This is a genomic window from Myxococcus sp. XM-1-1-1 (assembly GCF_020037095.1).
Lineage (GTDB): Bacteria > Myxococcota > Myxococcia > Myxococcales > Myxococcaceae > Myxococcus > Myxococcus fulvus.
This window is the reverse complement of the sequence record NZ_JAIQDH010000001.1, coordinates 562,699-586,461: the sequence shown is the minus strand read 5'-3', so window position 1 is coordinate 586,461 and position 23,763 is coordinate 562,699. Positions and strand designations below refer to the sequence as shown.

The following is a 23,763-nucleotide window of genomic DNA, read 5'->3' as shown; positions in this document are numbered from 1 at the left end:
CGACGTCGCCGACGGGGGACTGGGGTGGCTCTAGGAATGCGTCTTCGAGGACATCTCCCGTGCGGCGCACGAGGTCGCCGACGGGGGACAGGGGTGTCTGGGGCTACGACTTCACGGACGTCTGCCGTCCGGCGCGCGAGGTCGCCGGCGGAGGACATGGAGGTGGCTGGGATTACGACGTCATGGACTCAAGCGGACAGGACGGGAGACGACGCGCACGTCACCCCTTCGGCGCAAGGGCCGCCGGAGGCGACACACTGGGGTGTGGAGGCACACGTCGACCCTCCGGTGCTTGCATCACCGATGGGAGGACGGCGGTACCTATCGAGGAGCTCGGAGCCGACGGCGCGACGCACCGGACCCGTGAGATGGCCCGGCCCTCCGCGCGAGGTCCGATGACGACGCTAACGACACATGGAGGGACAACAGCGTCCCGATGAACGGAACGCCCGAGGCGCGGCGCGCCTCACCGCCGAGGTAATTTGCAACATATCCCATTACTAATTGCCCGGCGCCCCGGAGCGCAACGCAATCTCGCGGGGCCTCACCTGCCGGGGACGGTGCAGCCCGGGGGCGGCGTCCACTCGCGCAGGGCGGTGACACGGGCATCCTGGACCTGGGCCACGCCCTCGGGGGCGTCGACCCGACTGACGGTGGTCGGACGGGTGAAGTCGAGCAGGTCCACGGGCACGGGGCGCGTCGGACAGCCCGCTTGGAAGGTCTTCTCGAGCACCTCCACCAAGGTATCCGCATGGTCATCGCCGGGGTCCGAGGCCTCGGGCCAGGTCAGGTCTCCCGAGAGCGGCTCGCCACGCTCGGGAGGGAACCACGACCACCGGAGGACGGTCTGCCCGGTGTTGCCCCACACCACGCCCCCGGAGACGCCGCCCACGGTGGTGAAGTCGTCGGGGAGCTCCCGCCACTCGATGGCGAAGCCCTCGGGAACCCGTTGCCGGATGGGGGCGAGCCGCCGTACGTCGTCGAGTTCGCCCGACAACAGGAGCATCCACGTCAGCTCTCGCAGCCCGTCGCGACTCACCGTCCCCGCCGCCACGCGTGCCTTCCGGTTCGCGTCCGTGGTCTTCACGTCGACCTTGCCGATGTGCTCCGCGTCTTCGTACAGGGCCAGCTCGCTGCAGCTCTGCGACACCCACGCCGTGCCCGTGCCCAGGTGGTAGGCGCGCACCTCGTCGCAGAAGGAGTAGTGCCCGCGACGCCCGCGCAACACCAGCCAGCCCTCCGAGGGGACTCGCAAGCCCGCCAGCGGGAGCAGCTCCACCGAGGCCCCGAGGTTGGACAGGCACAAGCGCCAGGCGGGATATCGCCAGCGCTTGGACTTCTTGCGGGCCTCCTTCTCGCAGAACGCGGGTCCGAAGCCCTCATCGGCGGTGGCCGCATCCACGACGCTCGCGAGATGCTTCGCCTCTTTCTCCCGGTGGGCGGCGAAGGCCGCCTCGGCCCGGACGACCCAGGGCTCGGTCTCCCTTACACAGGCGCTGTCCCCCATGGCGCACAGCCACGGCGCGAGCTTGTGGTCCGGCTTCACCGTGTCGAGCATCAGCACCTCACGCACCGTCGGTGGCAACACCACCGTGCGGACGCCCGGCTTGCCCAGCTCCAGATAGGACTCCACCCACGTGCGCCCGCCCCGACGCCACCAGTCCTTCAGGGCCAGGAGCGACACGTCCGCGGGAACCGGCTCGTCCACCTCGCGGCTCAGCTCGAAGCAGCGCGAGGACAAGAGCTCGCGCAGCGCCGTCACGCCTGGCTTGCCGTCGGCTCCGTCGGGCAGCGACTCCAGCTTCGCGTCCAGCGCGACGAGGCGCTCGTGGGCCGCGCTCCACTCGGGCGTGGTCTGGGGACACGGCACGAAGACCTTCGCGGCCGGCGCCGGCTTCGCGGACAGCAGCACACCCAGGAGGACGAGGAGCATGTACCGCGCAGAATCGCGCAACTCGCGCCCCCAAGGCCAGGACCTGGAGGACTCGATGCCACTGGATTGCACCTCCAGCCGGGAAACAGGAACGAGCGCCTCGGGACGACCACACCGGGGGCCTCGGAGGCAGGGGGGCCCGGACGCCGCTCGGGCACGGCCAGGGAGCCCGTCGGCGGTGCCTTCACCGCCCCGGCCTGTTACTGAGGAGACGGGAGCCCTCGTCCGCGTTTCCCTCGGACGATGGGCGGCCTACATTCCAGGACAGCCATGAGCATCGAGCACGCCTTCCATCCCCCCACCATCACCACGGCCGAGGGCCGACCTCTGGACGTCATCGAGGTGCGGGGCCTCACGGTGGACTGCATCGTGGGCATCTTCAATCGGGAGCGCATCTCCGCCCAGCCGCTGCAAGTCGACGTGGCGCTGTTCCTGGACACGCGCTCCGCGGCGGGCGGCAAGCTCTCGCACACGGTGAACTACGGCCGGCTCGCGGGGGAGCTGCGCTTCCTCTTGGAGTCGTGTCGCTTCGAGCTGCTCGAGTCCGCCGCCGAGGCCATCTGCCGCTACGTGCTGGCGCCACCCACCGAGGACGTGCCGCGCGCTCAGGTCCACGCGGCCACGGTGCGAGTCACCAAGCCCCACGCGCTGGGCGGGCTGGCGATTCCCTCTCTCCAGGTGCACCGCAGCGCGCAGGAGATGGTCTACGGCAAGGAGGAGAAGTCCTTCGGCCGCGTGGACATCATCCACGAGGGGACGGGCTACGGCGTCTACCGGCTGCGAGTCAGGCCCGGAGGCCACATCCCCACGCACGTGCACCAGAAGATGGAGGAGAGCGAGCTGGTGCTGGGCGGAGGGCTGCACCTGCAACACCGGCCCGTGGCCCGGGGACAGGCGTTCCACTGGCCGCGCGGCTTCCCGCATCGCTACGACAACCCCTCGTCCACCGAGCAGACCGTGCTCTGTGTCGACAAGCCCGGCTTCATCCCGTCGGACGAGGTGGAGACCGAGGCCCCTCCCGAGGGCCTGACGCCCGTCACGGGCACCTCCTACTATCCACACGATGAGCTGGTCGCCTCGGAGTCCTCGACGGGGACGCGGTCATGAGCGCGGTGGCAACGGACGAGCACCTGACCGGGCATGAAGGACCGAGGAGAGACTCCCGCTCGAACGACGCCCTTCCACGTGACGCAAGCCCTGCCGGAGCGCCTGTCACCGTGAGCGACCGCCGCGCACAGGTGGACGTGCGCTGGGAGCGCTGCTCATGACGCCGACAGGCACCCGGAAGGTGCTCATCACCGGAGGCGGGACGGGCATCGGCCGGGCGGTGGCGGAGGCCCTGCTGCGCGCGGGTGGCCGCGTCGTCGTGACGGGTCGTCGCGCGGACGTCCTCAACGAGGTGTCACGCGCGTGGCCAGGACAGGCCTTTGCCCTGCCCTGTGACGTGTCGTCCTCCAAGGAGCGCGAGGGACTGCTGCGTCGGGCCGCGGAGCTGCTGGGCGGCCTGGACGGCTTCGTCCACAGCGCGGGCCAGGTGGTGCATCAACCGCCGGGACACATCGGTGAGGACGCGCTGCGCTCCCAGCTGGAGATCAACCTCGTCGCGCCGCTGCGCCTGGGTGAGCAGGCGCTGGAGGTGTTGGAGCCCGGCGGCGCGCAGGTCTTCGTCGCGTCCACGCTGGCCACGCGGCCCATCGTCACCAGCGCGGTGTACAGCGCGGCGAAGGCGGGCCTGCTCCAGGTGATGAAGGTCCTCGCGCTGGCGGGCGCGGCCCGGGGCGTCCGCGCCAACGCGGTGCTGCCCGGAGTCGTGGAGACGGACATGGTGCGCGAGGTGAGGCTCGCACCGGGCGAGGCGACGCCATCACCCGAGGAGTACACCCGCCGTCAGGAGGCCCAGCTCGCGGGCCTGCGCTCTCTGCATCCCCTCGGCAGACTGGGACATCCGGAGGACGTCGCCGAGGCCGTGCGCCACCTGCTGGGCGCGTCCTGGATGACCGGCACGGAGCTGGTGCTCGACGGCGGGCTGCTGCTGCGCGAGTGAGTCAGCCCTCTTCGGGATAGACGACACACTGAGACGTGCAGGTCTCCGCGACGCGAATCTTCACCACCTTCGCGGTGGGGAAGCTCAGCTTGCTGAAGACCCAGGCGGCCAGCAGCTCGCTGGTGGGGTTCTCCAGCCCCGGCACGTCGTTCAGCAGCCGGTGGTCCAGCTGCGCGTGCATCGCCTGCCAGGCCTCGGTGAGCGTGGCGAAGTCGACCACCCAGCCGTAGTGGGGGTCCACCGGACCGCGCACGGTGACTTCGACGCGATAGCTGTGCCCGTGGACGCGCGAGCACTTGTGCCCCGGCGGGACGTTGGGGAGGAAGTGCGCGGCCTCGAAGGTGAACTCCCTCGAGATTTCGGTCACCAGCGAGACTTTGGGCTTCGAAACAGGCTCCATTGCACCGGCCTTCTACCCACGTTCCGCCCCGGGCGTCGAGCCAAGACACGGGCCCGACGCCCCCTCCCCCGCCCCTACCGCCGCACGGCCGCGAGGATGTATCGGGGCAGCAATTCCTCCCGGAAGGTCTTCCAGACGTTGAACTGCCCGTAATTGCCCCCGGTGAACATCACCGTGAGCTCCAGCTCGGGGATGACCATGACGTACTGCCCGCCGTTGCCGCCCGCCTCGTATTCCGTGTAGACGCGCTCGCCCACGCGCACCTCGTGGCGCCACCACGCATACCCGTAGGTGCGCTCGGGGCTCATCACCGAGTGCCGCGCGGTGGAGCGCTCGACCCACTGCCTGGACACCACGCGCTTGCCGTTCCACACGCCGCCCGACAGGTACAGCTGCCCCAGCTTCAGCGCGTCCCGGGGCCGCGCGTAGAGGCCGCCGCCCAGGTACGCCTCCCCGTCCGGCATCAGGTTCATCGCGTAGTGACGGAACTGGAGCGGCGTGGCCACGGTGCGCGCGAAGTGCTCCGGCAACCACGTGCCCGTCGCGTTGCGCACCACGCCGCCCACCAGGTTGATGCCCGCCGAGCAATACACCGCCTGCGTCTCACCCGGCGCCCGCGCCATGGGCAAATCCAACGTGTACGCGTACCAGTCCCCCTCCTGATTCTGGAGGTTGTTCTCGTTGCCGGGCGTCTCCTCGTTGTCGTCGTCGCAGTCGAACCCCGACGTCATCGTCATCAGGTGCTCCAGCGTCAGCCCCGCCCTGCGCGCGTCCTGGGGCCCCTTCGGCTGATGGCCAGGGAACATCGAGTAGACGGGCGTCTGCGGAGACAGCTTCGCGCCCTTCTGGATGGCGGTGCCCACCAGCACCGGCGCCAGCGTCTTGGACGCCGAGCGCAAGTCGTGGAGCCGCTCCTTGTCGTAGCCGTAGAAGTACTCCTCCAGCACGAGCTTGCCCTTGCGCGCGATGAGCACGCCCTGCACGCGCTGCGCGGGCCCGGGGCCCACCTCCGTGTCGAGGAGCCGCTGCATCAACGCCTGGATGGGTGCCGCGTCCATGCCCACGTCGGACAGGGACGCCGTCGCCCAGCCGTCCTGCTCGGCCACGGGCGGACGGTAGACGTACGCCCCCGGCGCGGGCGTGCGCGGATACAGGCCCACCGCCTGGTCCCGCTCGCGACGGGTGAACTGGAGGTTCCCCAGGAAGAAGATGGGCACCGACAGCCGGCCCGAGTTCTCATCCAGCGTGCCCTCGAACGTCGTCGGCCCGCGCGGGTCCACCAGCTTCACGGCGCTGCCCTGCACGGAGACGTTCAGCGCGAACTGCCTTCCGAAGCCCTTCTCCGGGTCCCTCAGGTACGCGGCGATGGCGCCATCCGGCTTCTTGTAGACGACCAGGTACAGCGTGAAGCGGTCCGCCCACGGCTTCACCGTCCCGCGCCACACGCCCTTCCGCAGTGAGCGCAGCTCCACCGGCGTCGCGTACCGCACGCCACCCACCATGACGCGCGGCTGCACCCAGTGGCCCCTGAGCTCCTGGCCATCCGCCGCCACCGTGGCCCGGAACGTCCCCTGTCCGCCCGGCAAGGCCAGCGTCAGCGCGCCCTTCTCCACCTGGCCCGTGGCCTCGTAGCCCGAGATTCGCGCGCGCCACGTGGTGCCCTCACGGAACACCGTCAGCTCGCCCTGGACCTCGGGCCCATAGACGGGGTCCGCCGACCAGATGCCCACCAGCTTCTGCGCCGCGTCGGCCGCGGGGGCCTGGGCGGGGGGCTTCGGGGGCGCGGCCGGCTCGGTGGCCCGGGCCGTGGGGGACAGGGAGAAGAGCGCCAGCAAGGCGCCCAGGGAGAGGGAGGAATTCATCAAGGTGCCTGGGTGGACGGGCGAGGGGGCAAGGCCTGTAGGGCCTTACGGCGGACCCCGGCGGCTGATTGCAACCGACTTACAGAAACGTCCCCGCCCCCCACCCATCCCGGGGCCGGGCTATCCTTTCGCGCCATGACTCCGGAGGTCTGGATGGCGGCCCGCCCCACGGGAGGGCGAGCGGGAGGACGGCTTTGCTTGCGCCCGGGGTCCGGGTTGCGTAGCGATGGCGCCAGGACCCGTGCACGGTCCACGCGCGCATGAAGCTCTCCCTCGCCACCCGCATCTTCCTGGGCTACGCGGTGGTGCTCGTCACCTTCGGCCTGGTGTCGCTGTTCAGCGTGGCCGAGCTGCACCGCAACCGGCTGGAGATACGGCTGGTGAGCCAGGGCTACCTCCAGCTCTCCCAGGACGCGGCGGAGATGGAGATGAACCACGCCAACCAGCAGCGCCACACCGCGCGCATGCTGGAGGAGGACAGCGCGGAGATCCGCCGCGCCATCATCCGCCTGGCCCGCGTCTACGTGCCCACGGCCTTCATCTCCCAGCGCCTGGCCGCCACGCGCGAGCGCGCCACGCAGCTTCGGGAGATGGCCCCCGAGAGCGAGATTCCCTTCATCGGTGAACTGGAGGCCCGGCTCGCGGAGCTGGACTCGCGCTACCAGGAGTATGGCCGCGCGGCGGAGAGCGTGTTCGACGCGTTCAGCACCCAGGCGCCGGACAAGGCCGCGGTGGACCGCGCCACCGCGGACGTGCTCACCATGGAGGACGCCATCGGCCGCGAGCTGCGGCTCTTGCGCCTGTCGTTGTCCAACCGCATCCGCGAGCGCGTGGACGGCGCCGAGGAGCGCGAGCGCCAGACGGGCATCGCCATCATCAGCCTCTCGGTGGCCGCCATCCTCCTGGGCCTGGGCGCCACGGCGTGGTCGGCCCGCACGCTGCGCCCCGTGCGCACGCTCATCGAGGGCGTCTCGCGCATCGGCAAGGGCGACTACAGCGCGCAGCTGGGCGTGCGCGGACACGACGAGGTGGCCGTGCTCGCGCGCGAGTTCGACCAGATGGCCCGCTCACTCCAGGCCCGCGAGGCGCAGATCAAGGCGCAGGCGGAGGCCCTGATGCGCGCCGAGCAGCTCGCCGCCGTGGGCCGCGTCTCCGCGCAGATCGTCCACGAGGTGCGAAACCCCCTGTCCTCCATCGGCCTCAACGTGGAGCTCTTGGGGGACGCGGTGGAGCGCGCCACCTTCCCCACCCCCGACGAGTCCGGCGAGGTGAGAGATTTGCTCTCCGCCGTCACGCGGGAAGTGGACCGGCTGGCGGACGTCACCGAGCACTACCTGCGCATGGCCCGCCCCCAGCGGCCGGACCTGGACCCGCGCGACGTGACGGCGGTGCTGGACGGCGTGCTGGACTTCTCCCGCGAGGAGCTGACGCGCGCGGGGGTGGAGGTGGTGCGCGAGTTCGCCCCTACCACGCCCCCGGTGCTCGCCGACGAGGGGCAGCTGCGCCAGGTGTTCCTCAATCTCTTGCGCAACAGCCGCGAGGCGATGCCCCACGGCGGCCAGCTCACCATCGCCACCCGCCCCGTGGAGCAGGACGTGGAGGTGACCGTCAAGGACACCGGCCAGGGGATGACGGAGGAGGTGCGACAGCACCTGTTCGAGCCGTTCTTCACCACCAAGGAGGGCGGCACCGGCCTGGGGCTCGCGGTGAGTCAGCAAATCCTCCAGGCCCACGGGGGCTCGCTCTCCTGCCAGAGTATTCCCGGCCAGGGGACGGCCTTCGTGTTAAGGCTTCCTCGCGCATGAGCTTCACACCGTATCGGGACGTGCTGCCCTCCGGGCTGCGCGTCGTCACCGTCGAGACGCCCCACCTCCACACCGCCCTGCTCGCCATCTACGTCCGCACCGGCAGCCGGCACGAGACGCCCGCCAACAACGGCGTCAGCCACTACCTGGAACACCTGTTCTTCCGGGGCAGCGAGAGCTGGCCGGACACGGTGCGGATGAACGCGGCCGTGGAGGAGGTCGGCGGCAACCTCAACGGCGTCACCACCCGGGATCACGGCTACTACTACACGCCCCTGCACCCGGCGCACCTGCGCGTGGGCATGGACATCCTGGGCGACATGCTCACCCGCCCCCGCCTCACGGACATGGAGGTGGAGCGGCAGATCATCCTCGAGGAGATGCTCGACGAGGTGGACGAGAAGGGCCGGGACATCGACCTGGACAACCTGTCCAAGCACCTGCTCTTCCCCCAGCACCCGCTGGCGCAGAAGATCGCCGGCACGCGCGACTCCGTCTCCGCGCTGAAGCACGCGCAGGTGCTGGAGCACTTCGCCCAGCACTACGTCACCGGCAACCTGGTCGTCACGGCCGCGGGCCGCGTGCGCCGCGAAGAGGTGCTGGAGCTGGCCGAGCGCGCCTTCGCCCACCTGCCGCGAGGCCCCGCCAGCTCCGAGACGCCGCCGCCCCGCGGCGCGCCCGGGCCGCTGCTCCACTTCGTCACCCACGACGAGTCGCAGACGGAGTTCCGCCTCAACTTCCGCGCCGTGCCGGAGCAGCACGAGGACTACCCCGCGCTGCAGATTCTCCGCCGCGTGCTGGATGACGGCCTGTCCTCGCGGCTGCCGTTCGAAATCGTGGAGAAGCGGGGCCTGGCGTACTCGGTCCACGCCTCGCTGGACGGCTACCACGACGCGGGCCTGTTCGAGGTGGAGGCGGCGAGCGCCCCGGAGAAGGCCTCGCAGGTGGTGGAGGAGTCCCTGCGGGTGATTGCCCAGCTGTGCGACACGGAGATTGGCGAGGAGGAGCTGAGCCGCGCCAAGCGCCGCCACCGGATGCTGCTGGAGTTCTCCCAGGACTCGCCGGGGGAGCTGGCCGGGTGGTTCGGCGGCACGGAGCTGTTCCGCACGCCGGAGACCTTCGACCACCGCGCGGACCTGGTGGACTCGCAGTCCGCCGCGAAGGTGCGCGAGGTGGCCCAGCGCTACTTCCGCCGCGACAACCTGACGGTGGTGGCGGTGGGCCAGCGCAAGGGCCTCAAGGCGCTGGAGCGCGTGGTGGCCGAGGCCCCGGGACTCCCCTGAGCCCCGGCGCCGCCGTCAGCGGCCGCCGCGGATGATGACGGGGCCGGAGGGCTTCTTCTTCGGCTTCGGCGCCATCGAGACCAGGGACTTCTTCACCTCCTGGTACTCTGCGTTGTCGGGCTCCTTCTGGAGCGCCTCGTCGATGAGCTTCATGGCCCGGGGCATCTGCGTCTGGAGCTGGGCGGAGAGCCGGGCCAGGGCGACCTTCTCCTCCAGGGAGGCCTCGCCCAGGTTGAGCATGCGCTCCAGCGACGAGAACGCATCCACCTTGCGGTCCGTCTGGAGGTACAGCCGCCACAGCCGGGAGTGCACGGGCGCGAAGCGCGGCTCGGCGCTGAGGGCGAAGCGGTAGCTCTCCTCCGCGCCCTTCATGTCCTTGGCCTCCTCCTGCGCGCGGCCTCGCACGTAGAGGCCCCGGGCCAGCCGGGGACGGAACGTGAGCGCGCGGTCCACCAGCGCCAGCGCGTCCGCGCGGCGGCCCTGCGCGAGCACCGTCTCCGCCATCCACGCCAGGGCCTCGGCGTTCTGCGGTTCGGCGTCGACCAGCGACTTGAGCGCGGCCTCGGCGTCCTTGGCGCGCCCTTGCGCGAGCAGCGCGCGGGCCCTCAGGGTGACGACGTCCGCGCGCTGGGCGTCCTTGCCCTCCACGGCCTGCAGGTCGGCCTCCGCCATCTGCGGCACGCCGCTGACCAGGAAGTAGCGGGCGCGAAGCAGGCGCGCGGCGGTGTGCGAGGGGTTCTGCTGGAGCAGCCGGTCCATGAGGTTGGCGGCGAGCAGCTCGTCGCCCTTCATGAGGAGGACCTCCGCCTCCACCGCCTTGGCCTCGGGGTCGTCCGGGCTGTCGCGCAGCACGCTGTTCAGCGTGGTGAAGGCCTCGTCGATCTGCCCCTCGCGGGCCTGGAAGCGCGCCAGGTCCAGGATGTCCTGCTCCTGGAGGAGGCCCGAGTCTCGCAGCGTCACGAGGATGGCCAGGGCCTCCTGGGTGTTGCCGTTGCTCCGGTACAGCTCGGAGAGCTGCTTCTGGATGGACGGGTCCGTGCCGGGGATGAGGGCCTCGGCCTGCTTGAGGGACATGATGGCCGCGCCCATGTTGTTGTTCATGCGGTGGGCTTCGGCCATCAGCAGGAAGGGCTCGGCGCTGTCGGGCGCGGCGGTGGCGGCGCGCTTGAGGGCGTTGAGCGCGGCGGCGGGCTGTCCACTGGCCAGCTGCACGCGGGCCTCGCCCAGGGCGCTCTGGGCTTGTTGAGCACGGTTCTGGACGGCCGCGGCCTCGGGCTCCTTGCAGGCAAGCGGGAGGAGGAGCGCCAGCGTCCACGGCAGGTTTCGTTTTCTCCAGGGCATCGCTGAGCCGGAGGGTACCGGATGTTATCCTCCCTCGTCGATGGACCCATTCGTTCGGCGCCTCGTGGAGAGGCTCCATGACCCCAGCAAGCCGCTGTCGCGCAACCGGCACTTCCACACGTTCGACACCCCCGAGGGGCGTCTGGCGCTGAAGGTGTTCCGGCGGCTGCGCAGCCTGCAGAAGGACATCCTCGCCTGCCGGGCGGAGGGGCGGCGGGCGCGCATCTTCCGTCGCGTCAACCCGGAGGGAGAGCACCGCATCGAGCTGACGATGGAGCGCGTCAGCGGCAAGCGCGTCTCCGTCCTCCAGACGGCCGAGCTGGAGCTGCTCTCCGCCCTGCCCGGCGTCCGTGAGGCGCTGGAGATACTGGACGAGGCCGCCTGAGCTGCGCGGCCCCGTCCGGCGAATCGTGGATTCTACGTAGTGCGGGCTAGTCCTTCGTGCAGACGACGTCGTCGACCTGGAGGTGGTCGCGATCGGCCTCGCTGCGGCTCGGGTAGAAGAACAGGCGCCAGTCGCGCACGTTGCCGGTGAACTTGAAGAACACCGGCTGCCAGGCATCGCTGTCCACCAGGATGAAGTCCGTCTGCGGGCTCCAGCCGGCGCTCGAGTAGACGCGGTGGCGCAGGGTGCCGTGGCCCCTCACCCGGTACGAGCAGGAGTAGTTGCCGCTGGGGACGTTGAACTTCTCCAGGGAGAAGCGCTCGGCCACCTGGATGGGGACGACGAACTGGAGCGCCGTCGTGCCGCCGTGCACCGCGGCCGTGTAGGGCTGCAGGCGCGAGGCGCGGATCTCCGTGCCCGGGTCCGCGATGCCGTTGTCCAGGCCGTACCAGTAGTCGGGGATGAGGTGATTGCCCTGGTAGGGGATGGAGTAGACGTTCCAGCTCTCGAAGCCGCCGTTGCGGATGATGTTCGAGGCGTGGTCCGCGGGCACGCAGCGCCGGGTGGCCGAGTCACACGCGGGCAGCGCGCCCACGCAGTCGTACGTGGTGAAGCAGGCGCCGGGGGCCAGCTCGCACACGCCGGAGGTCGGGTTGCAGGTGGTCGCCGGGTTGGAGCACGTGACGCCCGCGCACGGGTCGCCCGGGATGCACTGGTGCGTGGAGAGCTGGCAGACGGGGGTCTCGGGCGTGCCGGCGCAGTCGGCGTGGCGGACGCAGCGGTCCTCGGCCGTCACGCAGGTGTTGTTGGCGTCGCAGGCCTGCCACTCGTCGCAGTCGACGGTGTCGTAGCAGCGGCCCGCGAGCGGCTCGCACGTCACGGTGGTGTTGTCGCACTTCGCCCAGGGCTCGCACGTCACGGTGTCACACGGCTGGGGGGCGCGCGTGCAGCGCACGTCGTCGAGGGTCAGGTGCTCACCGCTGGTGTTGCGGATGCTGAAGATGAGCTCGAAGGTGTCGAAGACGTCGCCGGCGAGGTTGAACGTGTACGTCAGCTGCCGCCACGTGGCGGTGTCGACGGAGGTGTAGCCGGTGTAGCTGGAGTAGTCGTCGTCGAAGAAGGCGTTGCGGACCTCACCGGTGCCACGCACCTGGTAGGTGCAGGTGTAGCGGCCCGCGGGCAGCGTCATCGCCGCGGTGGTGAAGCGGCGGTGCGTGGACGAGGCATTCGTCAGACGGGCCGCGTTCGAGCCCTCGAACGCGCCGCTCGTCACCTTCTGCACGTCGCTGCCGGCGAGGTTCGACTTGCTGCCGAGCCACGCGTCGGGCAGCGAGCCGGACCAGGCCTCGAAGCCCCAGTTCGCGATGACGCTCACCAAGGGCGGCTCGCCACCCGCGTCCGGAGTGCCGCCACCGGCGTCGGGCGTCTCGCCGCCCGCGTCGGGCGTTCCGGCGTCCGACGGCTCGTTACCGGCGTCGGGCGTCCCGGCATCGGGCGTCTCGTTGCCCGGGCCGGCGTCTCCACCCGCGTCGGGCGTCTCGTTGCCCGCGTCGGGAAGCTCACCACCCGCGTCGGGCGTCTCGTTGCCCGCGTCGGGAAGCTCCCCCCCCGCGTCGGGCGTCTCGTTGCCCGCGTCGGCGGGCTCGTTGCCAGCATCCGGCGTCACGCCCGCGTCGGGGAGCTCACCACCGGCGTCGGGGATTTCGCCACCCGCGTCGGGGATTTCTCCCCCCGCGTCCGGAAGCTCGCCGCCCGCGTCGGGGATTTCGCCGCCCGCGTCTGGAAGTTCACCGCCGGCATCCGGCGTCTCCCCCCCCGCGTCGGGAAGGTCGCCTCCCGAGTCCGGCGCTCCTCCCCCCGAGTCGGGTGTCCCGTTGCCTGAGTCCGGCGCGTTGTGCCCGGCATCAGGAACCACCACCACTGGATCCGAATCACCATCACCGCAGGCGACCATCAGGACCAGCAGCGAAGTCAAACACACCCGAACCAACGTCAAAGCGAGCCTCCGGTTTCAAAAATCCAGGCTCCTCGTACCACACTTCGCGCCCCCTCCCCGGTGGCGCCCCAGTCACAGGCCGCCCCCTCGCGCCTGTTTCACGGATTGAAAGAATCTGACGCGACGAGGGGTGTCGATGACACCCTGAGCGATTCCACCCCTACAGAACCTGGACCTGGTCCGCGCCAGCCCCCACCAGCCCGCGCGCGCCCAGGGCCCGGACCTCGAAGGAGCTGAGCGCGGGACCCGATGGCGGCTGCGCCCCCTTCTTCCATCAACGCTGGAGATAGACGCCCGCGGACAGCCCCTGCTTGACGTTGCGGCTCACCTCGTCGGCGAGCACCTCGTCCTGGCCGGCCTCGATGGCATCCAGCGTCTGGCGCACCACGTCCGCGGGGCTCGACTTCGGCGCGGTGACCTTGTGGGCCATGTCCGTGTCCATGTACCCGACATGCAGGGCCACCACCTGCGTCTTCTGCGCGGCCAGCTCCTTGCGAAGCCCGTTGGTCAGCGCCCACGCGGCGGCCTTCGAGGCGCTGTAGCTGGCCGACCCCGGGAAGGCCACCCAGCTGAGCACCGAGAGCACGTTGAGGATGGCACCACCGCCGTTCCTCGCCAGCACGGGCGCGAAGGCGCTGCTCGTCGCCAGCGGGCCCAGGTAGTTCGTCTCCAGCTCGGCCCGAGCGGCGGCCAGCGCGTCCTGCCCCAGCAGGCTCGTGCCCTTCAGGATGCCCGCGTTGTTGATGAGCAGCGACACGTCGCCCGCCTCGCGAACCAGCGCCTCCAGTTGTTCGGGCCGGGTGACGTCCAGGCGGACCGGGATGACGCCCGGGATGTCCACGCCCGAAGGCTCCCGCGCCGCCGCGTACACCTTGCGAGCCCCCCGCTCCAACAGCGCCTGCGCGAACGCACGCCCCAACCCACGATTGGCGCCAGTAACCAGGGCAACCGCATTCTTCATCTGCATGACCCGACTCCCGTGTGACGAGAACCCTTCGACCACCATATGATGAGCATAATATGGCGGCCCATGGCTTTCACGACAAAGCGCAGCCCCGGGCGAGCGCCCACGGGGAGGGCCGAGTCTGCGTGTCGGGTCATCACGGCTGAACGACGAAAAAGAGAGCCCCCTCGCGGAGGCTCTCCGAGCACACCCGGGAAGGGCGCGCCTCGACTCAGTGCGTCTCGACGTAGATCTGGTCCAGCGTCGGGCTGAGGCCCTGGTTCTGGACATACAGACGCGCGCCGGGCCAGGCGCAGTTCAGGCTCGTGGGATAGACCTGATTCGGCGCCAGGAGGATGGAGATGTTGTTGCCGCCGCAGTACGCGTTGAAGCGCGTGGACCGCGTCGAGGACATGTTCCGCACATAGAACGGCGTCACACCGAACAGCCAGGTCGAGAAGTCACGCGTCTGCCCCCCCGCGATGAACGCGCTCTCCACGGCCTGCGTCGTTTCTCCCATCTGCGCGTCCTGGGCAGCCTCTTCCGGCGTGTACTCCCCACCGCAGCCGACCACCAGCAGAGACACCACTCCCACGACTCCCAGAGTCTTGCACAGCGTCATGACTTCCCCCTCATAGTGAGTTGCCTCCTGGGTTGGAGGCGGGCTCTGTGTATAAGTACTTGCACGCAGTGTAAATGGTGTATTCGCGACACCGCGTGAGTCTATTTCGAGGGGGATGATTGCCATTGCCCGTGCTGTGACATGACGGGTTACGGTCGGGTGCGGGGCGACCCGGCGCCGCCCGATGTCTGTGAATACGCTCCGGGCCCAGGTCGAGCCCGGAGCATGGTGCTCACTCCGGAGGTCCGCGCCTCGGCGGAGGCTCGTGCTTCATGCGCTCGTATTCCTCGTCCGTGAAGACGCGGCTTCGCGTGAGGAAGCGGACGCCCAGCGGGGACTCGACGCTGAAGCCCGCGCCCCGCCCCGGCACCACGTCCAGCGTCAGGTGGGTGTGCTGCCAGAGCTCGAACTGCGCGCCGCCGATGTAGACGGGGCAGCCCTCGACCTCTCCCAGGAAGACGTCCCGCTGACCGATGCGGAACTCCTTGAGCGGGTAGCACATGGGCGCGCTGCCGTCGCAGCAGCCGCCGGACTGGTGGAACATCAGCGGCCCATGCGTGGCACGCAGGGAGCGGATGACCGCGGCGGCCTCGGGCGTCACCGCCACCCGGGCCACCGTGGAGTCCGCCTGCCCCCCCGCGCCGGGCCCGGCACGGGTGTCACTCATCAGAAGAACCCCATCGCCTTCGGGCTGTAGCTGACGAGCAGGTTCTTGGTCTGCTGGTAGTGGTCCAGCATCTTGCAGTGCGTCTCCCGGCCGATGCCCGACTGCTTGTAGCCGCCGAACGCCGCGTGCGCCGGGTACAGGTGGTAGCAGTTGGTCCACACGCGCCCCGCCTCGATGGTGCGCCCCGCGCGGTACGCCGTGTTCGTGTCGCGCGTCCACACACCCGCGCCCAGGCCGTACAGCGTGTCGTTGGCGATGCGCATCGCGTCGTCGAAGTCCTTGAACGTGGTGACGCTCACCACCGGTCCGAAGATCTCCTCCTGGAAGACGCGCATCTTGTTGTGGCCCTGGAACACCGTGGGCGCCACGTAGTAGCCGTCCTTGAGGTCGCCGGGCAGGCTCACGCGCTCGCCGCCGGTGAGCACCTTGGCGCCCTCCTTCTTGCCGATGTCGATGTAGCCGAGGATCTTCTCCAGCTGGTCGTTCGACGCCTGCGCGCCCAGCTTCGTGTCGGTGTCCAGCGGGTTGCCCGGGCGAACCTTCTTCACGCGCTCCAGCGCGCGCTCGATGAACTGCGAGTAGATCTTCTCGCCCACCAGCGCGCGCGACGGGCACGTGCAGACCTCGCCCTGGTTCAGCGCGAACATGGAGAAGCCCTCCATCGCCTTGTCCAGGAAGTCGTCGTCGTGCGCCATCACGTCGTCGAAGAAGATGTTCGGGCTCTTGCCGCCCAGCTCCAGCGTCACCGGGATGAGGTTCTCGCTCGCGTACTGGAGGATGAGCCGGCCCGTCGTCGTCTCACCCGTGAAGGCCACCTTGGCCACGCGGGGGCTGCTGGCCAGCGGCTTGCCCGCCTCGATGCCGAAGCCGTTGACGACGTTGAAGACGCCCTCGGGCAGGAGGTCCTGGATGAGCTCGGTGAGCACCAGGATGCCCACGGGCGTCTGCTCCGCGGGCTTGAGCACCACGCAGTTGCCCGCCGCCAGCGCCGGCGCCACCTTCCACGCCGCCATCAGGATGGGGAAGTTCCAGGGGATGATCTGCCCCACCACGCCCAGGGGCTCGTGGAAGTGGTAGGCCACCGTGTCGTGGTCCAGCTCGCCCACCGTGCCCTCCTGCGCGCGGATGCAGCCGGCGAAGTAGCGGAAGTGGTCGATGGCCAGCGGCAGGTCCGCGGCGAGCGTCTCGCGGACCGGCTTGCCGTTGTCCCAGGACTCCGCCACCGCGAGCATTTCCAGGTTCTGCTCCATCCGGTCGGCGATCTTCAGCAGGATGTTGGCGCGCGCCGTGGGCGACGTGCGGCCCCAGGACACCCGTGCGGCGTGCGCGGCGTCCAGCGCCAGCTCGATGTCCTCCGCCGTGGAGCGGGCGACCTCACAGAAGACCTGGCCCGTCACGGGCGTGATGTTCTCGAAATACTGGCCACGCTTCGGCTCGACCCACCGACCGCCGATGAAGTTCTGGTAGCGGGACTTGAACTTCACCTTCGAGCCGGGCTGGTTGGGGGCGGCGTAGATCATGGACGCTCTCCTTGCGGGTGGGGCTGCGGGTGGAAGCGCTCCGCCCCAGAGCAGCACCCGTGCCACTCACCCGCACCGCCGACGTCGCGCCGCGTCGTGTCCCGCGATGCGACACTCCCCGCGGACACACGTGGCGCATCCCGCGACAGTGTCGCGCGCAGGGTGTCCCACGCCTCGCTGGAATGTTCTGAAGTGGCTGTGAGCGGCAGGCCCGTCGGGCGTCAAGATGTGCGGTGGATGACCGCGACCGTGGCGCTCATGAGCGTGGCGGCAGCACCAGTCCGAAGCGCTCCACCATGCGGTAGAGCGTGCTGCGGGCAATCCCGAGCAGCCGAGCCGCGCGCGCCACGTTCCCACCGCTGCGCGACAAGGCCTCGAGGATGGCGTTCGCCTCCACCTCGCGAAGCCCCGTGGGGCTTGCGGGCTCGGCGCGTGAAGCCGCGAAGGGCTCGGCTCCCGGCACACGCCCTGGCGCGGAGCGCGATGCGTGCCGAGGCTCGCCCTGCATCGGCGTCGCGGGAGCATGCCCCGGCTCGGTGCGCGATGCGAAGCCAGGCTCGTCCTGGCGGGGCGACATCGGCGCCCGCACCGCCTCGGAGCGCGATGCGAAGCCAGGCTCGTCCTGGCGGGGCGACCTCGGTGCCCGCACCGCCTCGGAGCACGATGCGAAGCCAGGCTCGTCCTGGCGGGGCGACATCGGCGCCCGCACCACCTCGGAGCGCGCTGTGAAGTCAGACTCGCCATGGCGTGGCGACGTCGACGCCCACCCTGCATCGGAGCGCGATGCGAAGCCATGCGCGACATCCATCGGCGACGCGGGAGCGAATCCCAGCGCTGAGCGCGATGCGGGCCCGGCCTCCACGGGCACGCGCGCGCGCCCCAGCTCCGGCGGCAACGCGGACACATCGATGACGGGCGAGCCATCCGCGCGGACCAGCGCCAGGCGCAACACCGTCTTCAGCTCCCGCACATTCCCCGGCCACCGGTGCGCGCACAGCCTCGCGAGCGCCGCCGCGGACAACGTGCTCGGAGGATGGCCTCCCTCGCTCGCGAGCTGACGCAGCAGCACCTGCGCCAGCTCCGGCAGGTCCTCCCGCTCGCGCAGCGGAGGCAAGCGCAGGAGCGCCCCCTGGAGCCGATAGTACAGGTCCTGCCGGAACGCTCCCGAGCGCACCGCCGCCTCCAGGTCCCGACACGTCGCGCAGACAAGCCGGAAGCGCGAGTGCCTCACGCGCGACTCCCCGACGCGCGAGTACCCACCGTCCTCCAGCACGCGCAGCAACATCACCTGCAGCGCCGCGGGCATCTCCGCCAGCTCATCCAGGAACAACGTCCCGCCATCCGCCGCCGCCAGCTTCCCCGCCGCGCCTTGCGAGCGCGCCCCCGTGAACGCGCCGGGAGCATGGCCGAACAGCTCGCTCTCCAGCAGCGCGGCGGACAGGGCGCCACAGTTGACCGCCACGAACGGCCCGGAGGCCACCGCGCTCGCCGCATGCACCGCGCGCGCGAGCAGCTCCTTGCCCGTGCCCGTCTCCGACAGCAACAACACCGGCACCGACGTGGGCGCGAACCGGGCCGCCTCTCGCAGCGTCGCGCGATGCGCGGCGTCGCTGCCCTTCAACTCGGACCAGACATCCTTCTCGAAGCGGGCATCCACGGAGGCCCGAGTCGTCCGCGCCTGCGCCCGCGTCAGTCGGGGCTCCAGCCGCACCAGCACCGCGAGCGCCGACTCCCCATCCCCCTCCCCCACCGCCTCCGGATGCACGCGCCAGCTCGCGCCCGTGTCACGGTGGCTCGCCTCCAGGACCTGCCCGCGCAGCGCCGCGTCCTTCAACGTCCGCCACGACAGCCCGAGCACCCGCCCCGGTGACACCTCCTCGGAAGACGACTCCACGCCGAACAGCGCGCGCGCCGCCCCATTGAGCCGCCGCACCCGCCCCGGTGACTCGACGAGCAGCACCGGCCCATCCTCGCGAGCCAGCCGCGCCTCCAGCCCACCGCGCGCCGCCGCCGCCACCCGCGCCCAGGCGACCTCGCGCAGCCGCGCCTCCGCCGAGTGCGCGATGCTCGCCACGGCCACCAGCACCAACGGGTCCGCGCCACCCGCCGGGCCCGTGACGTCCAGCACGCCGAGCACCTCGCCGAAGGGGTCTCTCACCGGCGCCGCGTAGCAGACGAGCCCATGGTGGCGCTGCGCATAGTGCGCCGGTCCCACCACGGCCACCGCCGAGGACTCCGCCAGCGCGGTGCCGATGGCGTTCGTTCCGCGGGACACCTCGTCCCAGCAGGCCCCCGCCACCAAGCGCACGTAGTCCGCATGGCCCGCGAAGTCTCCGCCCGAGCTGCGCGTGGCGAGGATGACGCCTTCCCGGTCCGCCAGCAGCGCCACCCGCCCCGAGGGCAGCGGCGCGGCGGCGAGCACGTCCAGCATGTCCCGGACCTCGTGCCACACCGGCTCCAGCCGGGCCCGCCGCTCCACGAGCGCGAGTCCCCCGACGCTGGGTCCCTCGTCCGGCAGCCCCGTACTCGGGGCCCCGAGCGCCCGGGAGCGCTGCCAGCGGGAGAGGATGGGGGGCGGCTCCGGAACAGCGACCCCGTCCTCGTCGAGCGCCCCGACGAGGAACTGCTCCCACAGGTGCGCCGAGGCGCTGAGCGTGAGCGTTCCCATGGGGCTGATTATTCGGTCATGCCCCACACCGTCGGCAACCCATGACCTTCCCGAAGTCGCGCTCGCGAACCGACGCGGTGCGGCGTCCGGGAAGGCCTGGGTCTCCACCACCCGACCTAGTTGTCGGTGGCGTCCTCGATCTTGTCGCCCGCCTCCTCGGCGGCGTCCTTGACCGCGTCGCCCGCGTCCTCGGCGGCGTCCTCGGTCTTCTCCGCGGCGCGCTCGGCATCGTTCTTCGCGCTCTCACGCGTGTTGCGGTGGCATCCCACGCCGAACGTCATGGCACCCAGCACCGCGACCAGAAGCAGCTTCTGCACCGTCGTCTCCTATCGTGACGACACCGGGACGTCCGCCCCGGCGTCGAATGGTGCGCGGGAAGCTAGTCACGACCCGCCGGCTGCCAAGTGCTCACTGGCAACCCTTCGCGTCAGAAGGTGCAGTACCCGTTCGGCGCGCACGTCCCCTGGAGCCCCTCGCAGACGCAGTTCCAGTCCCCGGCGCAGCGCATGCCAGGGCACACCTGGGGCGTGGGCCCACCTCCGCCTCCACCGCCGCCCGGGTCCGGGTACGTGTACACGCAGTAGTTGTCCTCGCAGACCGCCGTGAGGGCCTCGGGGCAGTTCCACGCGCAAACCCAGTCGTCGCCGCAACGGGCGCGCCCGCACGTGAGCAGCGAGGCCCCGGTCTCCTCGTCACAAGCCAGGGCCTGCTCCTCGGGAGACTCGGCCCCCGCGACGAAGGCGAAGGACAACAACACGGCGACGACCCACGGATACGACGCGCGACGAGAGGACATGCTCGGCTCCTTCGGTTGAACCGCGTTCGACGACGACAGCACGGGCGTCAGGGCGTGGCGCCCACCACCGGCTCGGCGCCGGCGAGCCACCGGGCGACGGCCTCCGCATCCAGGGACTCCATCTCATCGGGCCGCTGTGACTTCGAGCAGCGCACGCCCCCATCGCTCTTGAGCGCCAGCGGATCTCTCGCGAACACCATGAACCCGGTCTCACCGCCGGGCTCCACGCGCGACACCACGTAGTGGTTCTCCGAGGGCGCGCGCGTCTCCGGGTCCTGGAGCAGATACCTGGGAATGTCCGCGAGCGGCGTCCCCGCCTCCAGCCGCGCCACCGCCGCGTGGCACAGGCCCCGCGAGTTCCACGCGCTCTCCATCCTCCAGCGCGGCCAGTTGCTGCGCACCAGGGCCTCGCGTCCCGCCATCAACCAGCCCACGTGGTGGCCGATGCCCACCGACGCCATCGTCGCGCCGAAGAACAGCACCAGGAGCAGCAGCAGCGACACGCTCCAGCGAACGCGCCACGCCTGCGCGCGCTCCGGCTGGAGCTGACGCCACAGCCACCGCAGGAACAGGTGCGAGCCCACCGCGAGAATCCCCGCCACGAGCAGCGCCTCGCCGATGGCGCCCCACCGGAACGTCACCGACGGGCCCACGCTCTTGAGGAAGCCCAGCCACCCGAAGGCGAGCAGGAAGGGCACCTGCAGCACCCAGGACTGACCGATGAAGAGGAAGAACACCATCGTCAGGAGGAAGGTCCCCATCAGTACCTTCTTGAAGAGCTTCATGGCGAACCTCCCAGCACCAGCGCGCGGTGGATGTCACCGATGGGCATCCGTCGGATGTCTCCATCCGTGAAGAGCACCCAGCGCTCCTTGCCGAACAGGCCCGGCTCGTACGCCAGCGGCGCGGAGGGCGCGTCCGCCTTCTGTCCTCCCACGTAGATGAAGTGCAGCCCGGAGTCCCCCAGCACCTTCCAGCGCGCGGCCGGCAGCTCCGTGCCCAGGTCGTTCAGCGGGAAGGCGCCGCCATTCGCCTGGGCATGCGCCCACAGCGCCGTGCGCAGCTCCTCCAGTCGCTGGCGTCGAGCCTGTGACACCAGCTCCGTGTCGGCGGGGAGCTTCGCCTGCGTGAGCTGGTACGTGGCGCCCGTCTTCTCCCAGGCCCCCGGCGTCATCAGCTCGCGTCCGCCGGCAATCATCGACAGGACGAGCTGGAGGGCCAGCCCCACCAGGAACACCAGCGCGAGCGCCGCGCCGTAGCCGAGCCTCGGCAGCCGGGGCACGTCGCGCCTCAGCCGGTTCCACAGCGCCCACACGCCCGCGGACACCAGCAGGAAGACGGCGATGAAGAAGGAGATGGCCTCCAGCCGCTGCTCGGCGAGCTCCGTGAGCAGGAAGTTCGGCATGCCGGCCAGGGCCACCGACGGGCTCAGCGCGGACAGGAGGGCAAGGAGTCTCGGGCGCACGGCCGCCAGTCTGCCCCGCCTGCCCGGCCGGAATCCAACCAGGGGGCGGAGCCATTGCAGCGTCCGGCGCCCGGGGCATCACCCACGAGGCTCACCGCGTTGAACCCAAGGGCACACGCGAGACGGGGTGACATCCACCCACGGGAGGGGCTGGCGATGCGGACATGGAAACCATCCTGGCGCTGGCTGCGCGCGGGCGGCGCGGGCGCGCTGCTGGCCATGGTCGGCTGCGCGACGGGGAGCGAGCAGTTCGGTCCGCAGGTGAAGGGCAGCTCCACCACGCTGAGCAGCAGCGTGTCCATCTACCGCGACCTGCTGTCCCCCTACGGCGACTGGTTCGAGCTCCCCGAGGTGGGCTGGGTCTGGAAGCCGTACGAAGAGCAGGTCGGCCGCGACTTCGTGCCCTACGCCAGCTTCGGACAGTGGCGCCTGAGCGACTGGGGCTGGACGTTCGACACCGACTTGGAGTGGGGCTGGGCGGCCTTCCACTACGGCCGCTGGTTCGTGACGCCCGCGCACGGCTGGGTGTGGTGGCCCGACGACGAGTGGGCGCCCTCCTGGGTGGACTGGCGCTGGGGAGACGGCCACATCGGCTGGCAGCCCCAACCCGTGCCCGGGCAGCAGGTCAGGCGCCCGTGGACCTTCGTGGCGTCGAGCGACTTCGTGAGCCCCGACGTCAGCCGCTTCCTGGTGCCGCCGGACCAGGAGGCCACGCTCGTGAGCAAGACACAGCCCGTGGGCGAGCGGGTGATGGGGCGCACGGGGCAGTGGAACGCGGGGCCCACCGGCGAGGAGGTCGCGAAGGTGCTCGGCGAGCCCGTGCCGCGCACCGGGCCGCTCGCGCCGCCCACGGGCCAACCTCCGCTCACCGGCTCCTCCGCGTCACGCTGACGCGAGGGGGCCGGACACGTGCTCCCGCGTCGCGACGGGCGCGATGGCCGGCCGCCACGCGTCGCGGTAGCGCACCATCCGCCCCAGCGCCGGGTCCCACAGGTTCAGCCGCAGGCAGCCGAGGATGTCGCGCGGGCTCAGCGTGGTGACGTGGGGCGCCTGCAGCTCGGGGATGGCGGCCATCGCCTCCGGCAGCCGGTAGAACGGGATGCGCGGGTTGAGGTGGTGCACGTGGTGGTAGCCGATGTTGCCGGTGAACCACGCCATCACCTTGCCGCAGCGCAGGTAGCTGGAGGCCTCCAGCGCCGCGTCCGCGTGCGTCCAGTCGGACTCCGGCAGCAGGTTCACCTGGTCGAAGTTGTGCTGCGAATAGAACAGGTACGTGCCCAGCGCGTACGCGAGCACCAGCGGCACCAGGAAGGCGAGCAGGTACACCGCCGGCCCGAAGAAGACGCACAGGGCCACCGACAGCGCGAGGTGGACGAAGAGCGCCAGCCCCGACGTCCAGTAGCGCTTCGGGTCCTTCACGAAGGGCACCAGGCACAGGCTGTAGAGGAACGCCGTGAAGTAGCCCAGGAGGATGGTCACCGGATGGCGCTCCACGCGGTAGCCCAGCCGCTGCCAGCCGGAGGCCTGACGCCACTGCTCGGTGGTCCACGTGACGAAGGTGCCCGCGGAGTCCGCGGCGATGCGCGCCGTGTTCGCGTGGTGGTGGTTGTGCGTGTCGTTCCAGATGCGCGCGGGCGTGAGCGTCAGGATGCCCTGCACGTGGAACAGCACCTTCGCCCACTTCGACGTCGGCAAGAGCGCGCCGTGCATCGCGTCGTGGAAGAGGATGAACGCGCGGATGAGGACGAGCGCCTCCAGCACCGCGCCCACCACCTTGAGGGGCCACCAGGGCGCGGCCACCGCCAGCGTCACCGCCGCCGCGAGCGCGGCATAGGTGGCCACCACGTTCCATCCCGAGCGCGCCACGTCCTGCGTGGCGAAGGGACGGGTCCTTGCGATGAGCTCCTTGCTCGAGAGCGGCGCGGCGCGGTCCATGGACGAAGGGCTCCTGACAGGGGTGTGGCCGGCGCGAACACGCCGGAGTCGATGAGCCTGCTTGTCTCATCGCCATGTCACGCGTGAGTCAGCCCGCG

General features: G+C 70.6%; 21 protein-coding genes. 6 read left to right on the top strand and 15 right to left on the bottom strand.

All coding sequences use genetic code 11. From position 1 onward, the window contains the following. Positions 1-544: 544 nt before the first annotated feature. A complete protein-coding gene (locus K8640_RS02390; RefSeq protein ID WP_223745587.1) occupies positions 545-1,933 on the bottom strand; it encodes a hypothetical protein in 1,389 nt (462 codons plus the stop codon). A gap of 270 nt (positions 1,934-2,203) precedes the next feature. On the opposite strand from K8640_RS02390, the gene K8640_RS02385 reads away from it, so the two are divergent. Both K8640_RS02385 and K8640_RS02380 read left to right on the top strand, forming a co-directional pair. After that, positions 2,204-3,040 (top strand): dihydroneopterin aldolase, encoded by an 837-nt coding sequence (locus tag K8640_RS02385; protein ID WP_223745586.1) that lies wholly within the window; start codon positions 2,204-2,206, stop codon positions 3,038-3,040. A gap of 157 nt (positions 3,041-3,197) precedes the next feature. Next, complete coding sequence (locus tag K8640_RS02380) at positions 3,198-3,977, top strand: SDR family NAD(P)-dependent oxidoreductase (protein ID WP_223745585.1); 780 nt, start codon at positions 3,198-3,200, stop codon at positions 3,975-3,977. A gap of 1 nt (position 3,978) precedes the next feature. On the opposite strand, the gene queD is transcribed toward K8640_RS02380, so the two are convergent. Beyond that, positions 3,979-4,347, bottom strand: a complete 369-nt coding sequence (gene queD / locus K8640_RS02375; RefSeq protein WP_370640309.1) for a 6-carboxytetrahydropterin synthase QueD — start codon at positions 4,345-4,347, stop codon at positions 3,979-3,981. Positions 4,348-4,451: 104 nt separating this feature from the next. Continuing rightward, entirely contained in the window at positions 4,452-6,239 is a 1,788-nt protein-coding gene (locus K8640_RS02370) for a serine hydrolase (RefSeq protein WP_223745584.1), read from the bottom strand. Positions 6,240-6,499: 260 nt separating this feature from the next. Between K8640_RS02370 and K8640_RS02365 the strand changes: the two genes are divergently transcribed. Together K8640_RS02365 and K8640_RS02360 are read left to right on the top strand one after the other, a co-directional pair. Next, the gene (locus tag K8640_RS02365) at positions 6,500-8,044 is read left to right on the top strand and encodes a HAMP domain-containing sensor histidine kinase (RefSeq protein WP_223745583.1); all 1,545 of its coding nucleotides are present in this window, start codon (positions 6,500-6,502) and stop codon (positions 8,042-8,044) included. Beyond that, positions 8,041-9,327, top strand: a complete 1,287-nt coding sequence (locus K8640_RS02360; RefSeq protein WP_141326964.1) for a pitrilysin family protein — start codon at positions 8,041-8,043, stop codon at positions 9,325-9,327. Before K8640_RS02365 ends, K8640_RS02360 begins: the two co-directional genes overlap by 4 nt. 15 nt (positions 9,328-9,342) lie before the next feature. Here K8640_RS02360 and K8640_RS02355 read toward each other — a convergent pair whose 3' ends face one another. Continuing rightward, positions 9,343-10,668, bottom strand: a complete 1,326-nt coding sequence (locus K8640_RS02355; protein WP_223745582.1) for a lipopolysaccharide assembly protein LapB — start codon at positions 10,666-10,668, stop codon at positions 9,343-9,345. Between the two features lie 40 nt (positions 10,669-10,708). Between K8640_RS02355 and K8640_RS02350 the strand changes: the two genes are divergently transcribed. Continuing rightward, positions 10,709-11,053 carry a hypothetical protein gene (locus K8640_RS02350; protein ID WP_046715102.1) on the top strand — a complete coding sequence of 115 codons (345 nt, stop codon included), beginning with the start codon at positions 10,709-10,711 and terminating at the stop codon, positions 11,051-11,053. A 46-nt stretch (positions 11,054-11,099) separates the two neighbouring features. On the opposite strand, the gene K8640_RS02345 is transcribed toward K8640_RS02350, so the two are convergent. The 10 genes from K8640_RS02345 to K8640_RS02300 form a co-directional block, all read right to left on the bottom strand. Next, the gene (locus K8640_RS02345) at positions 11,100-13,034 is read right to left on the bottom strand and encodes an invertase recombinase-like protein (RefSeq protein ID WP_370640302.1); all 1,935 of its coding nucleotides are present in this window, start codon (positions 13,032-13,034) and stop codon (positions 11,100-11,102) included. Positions 13,035-13,323: 289 nt separating this feature from the next. Continuing rightward, positions 13,324-14,016 (bottom strand): SDR family oxidoreductase, encoded by a 693-nt coding sequence (locus K8640_RS02340; RefSeq protein WP_223745580.1) that lies wholly within the window; start codon positions 14,014-14,016, stop codon positions 13,324-13,326. Positions 14,017-14,224: 208 nt separating this feature from the next. Beyond that, on the bottom strand, positions 14,225-14,581 hold the full coding sequence (locus tag K8640_RS02335) for a hypothetical protein (RefSeq protein ID WP_223745579.1): 357 nt from the start codon (positions 14,579-14,581) through the stop codon (positions 14,225-14,227). Positions 14,582-14,846: 265 nt separating this feature from the next. Next, complete coding sequence (locus K8640_RS02330) at positions 14,847-15,281, bottom strand: DUF779 domain-containing protein (RefSeq protein WP_223745578.1); 435 nt, start codon at positions 15,279-15,281, stop codon at positions 14,847-14,849. Further along, entirely contained in the window at positions 15,281-16,801 is a 1,521-nt protein-coding gene (gene adh, locus K8640_RS02325) for an aldehyde dehydrogenase (protein WP_223745577.1), read from the bottom strand. The genes K8640_RS02330 and adh overlap by 1 nt, the downstream gene beginning before the upstream one ends. Before the next feature lie 256 nt (positions 16,802-17,057). After that, positions 17,058-19,469: a sigma-54-dependent Fis family transcriptional regulator gene (locus tag K8640_RS02320; RefSeq protein WP_223745576.1), complete on the bottom strand. Its 2,412-nt coding sequence runs from the start codon at positions 19,467-19,469 to the stop codon at positions 17,058-17,060. Positions 19,470-19,585: 116 nt separating this feature from the next. Continuing rightward, positions 19,586-19,786, bottom strand: a complete 201-nt coding sequence (locus tag K8640_RS02315) for a hypothetical protein (RefSeq protein WP_046715108.1) — start codon at positions 19,784-19,786, stop codon at positions 19,586-19,588. 110 nt (positions 19,787-19,896) lie between these two features. Beyond that, positions 19,897-20,265 (bottom strand): hypothetical protein, encoded by a 369-nt coding sequence (locus K8640_RS02310; RefSeq protein WP_223745575.1) that lies wholly within the window; start codon positions 20,263-20,265, stop codon positions 19,897-19,899. 47 nt (positions 20,266-20,312) lie between these two features. After that, complete coding sequence (locus K8640_RS02305) at positions 20,313-21,050, bottom strand: hypothetical protein (protein WP_223745574.1); 738 nt, start codon at positions 21,048-21,050, stop codon at positions 20,313-20,315. After that, complete coding sequence (locus tag K8640_RS02300; RefSeq protein WP_141326946.1) at positions 21,047-21,730, bottom strand: hypothetical protein; 684 nt, start codon at positions 21,728-21,730, stop codon at positions 21,047-21,049. The genes K8640_RS02305 and K8640_RS02300 overlap by 4 nt, the downstream gene beginning before the upstream one ends. A gap of 156 nt (positions 21,731-21,886) precedes the next feature. On the opposite strand from K8640_RS02300, the gene K8640_RS02295 reads away from it, so the two are divergent. Further along, positions 21,887-22,621, top strand: coding sequence for a DUF6600 domain-containing protein (locus tag K8640_RS02295; protein WP_223745573.1), 735 nt, complete (start codon positions 21,887-21,889; stop codon positions 22,619-22,621). Here the strand turns inward: K8640_RS02295 and K8640_RS02290 are convergent. Next, positions 22,613-23,665, bottom strand: coding sequence for a fatty acid desaturase (locus K8640_RS02290; RefSeq protein ID WP_223745572.1), 1,053 nt, complete (start codon positions 23,663-23,665; stop codon positions 22,613-22,615). The genes K8640_RS02295 and K8640_RS02290 overlap by 9 nt on opposite strands. Positions 23,666-23,763 lie beyond the last annotated feature (98 nt).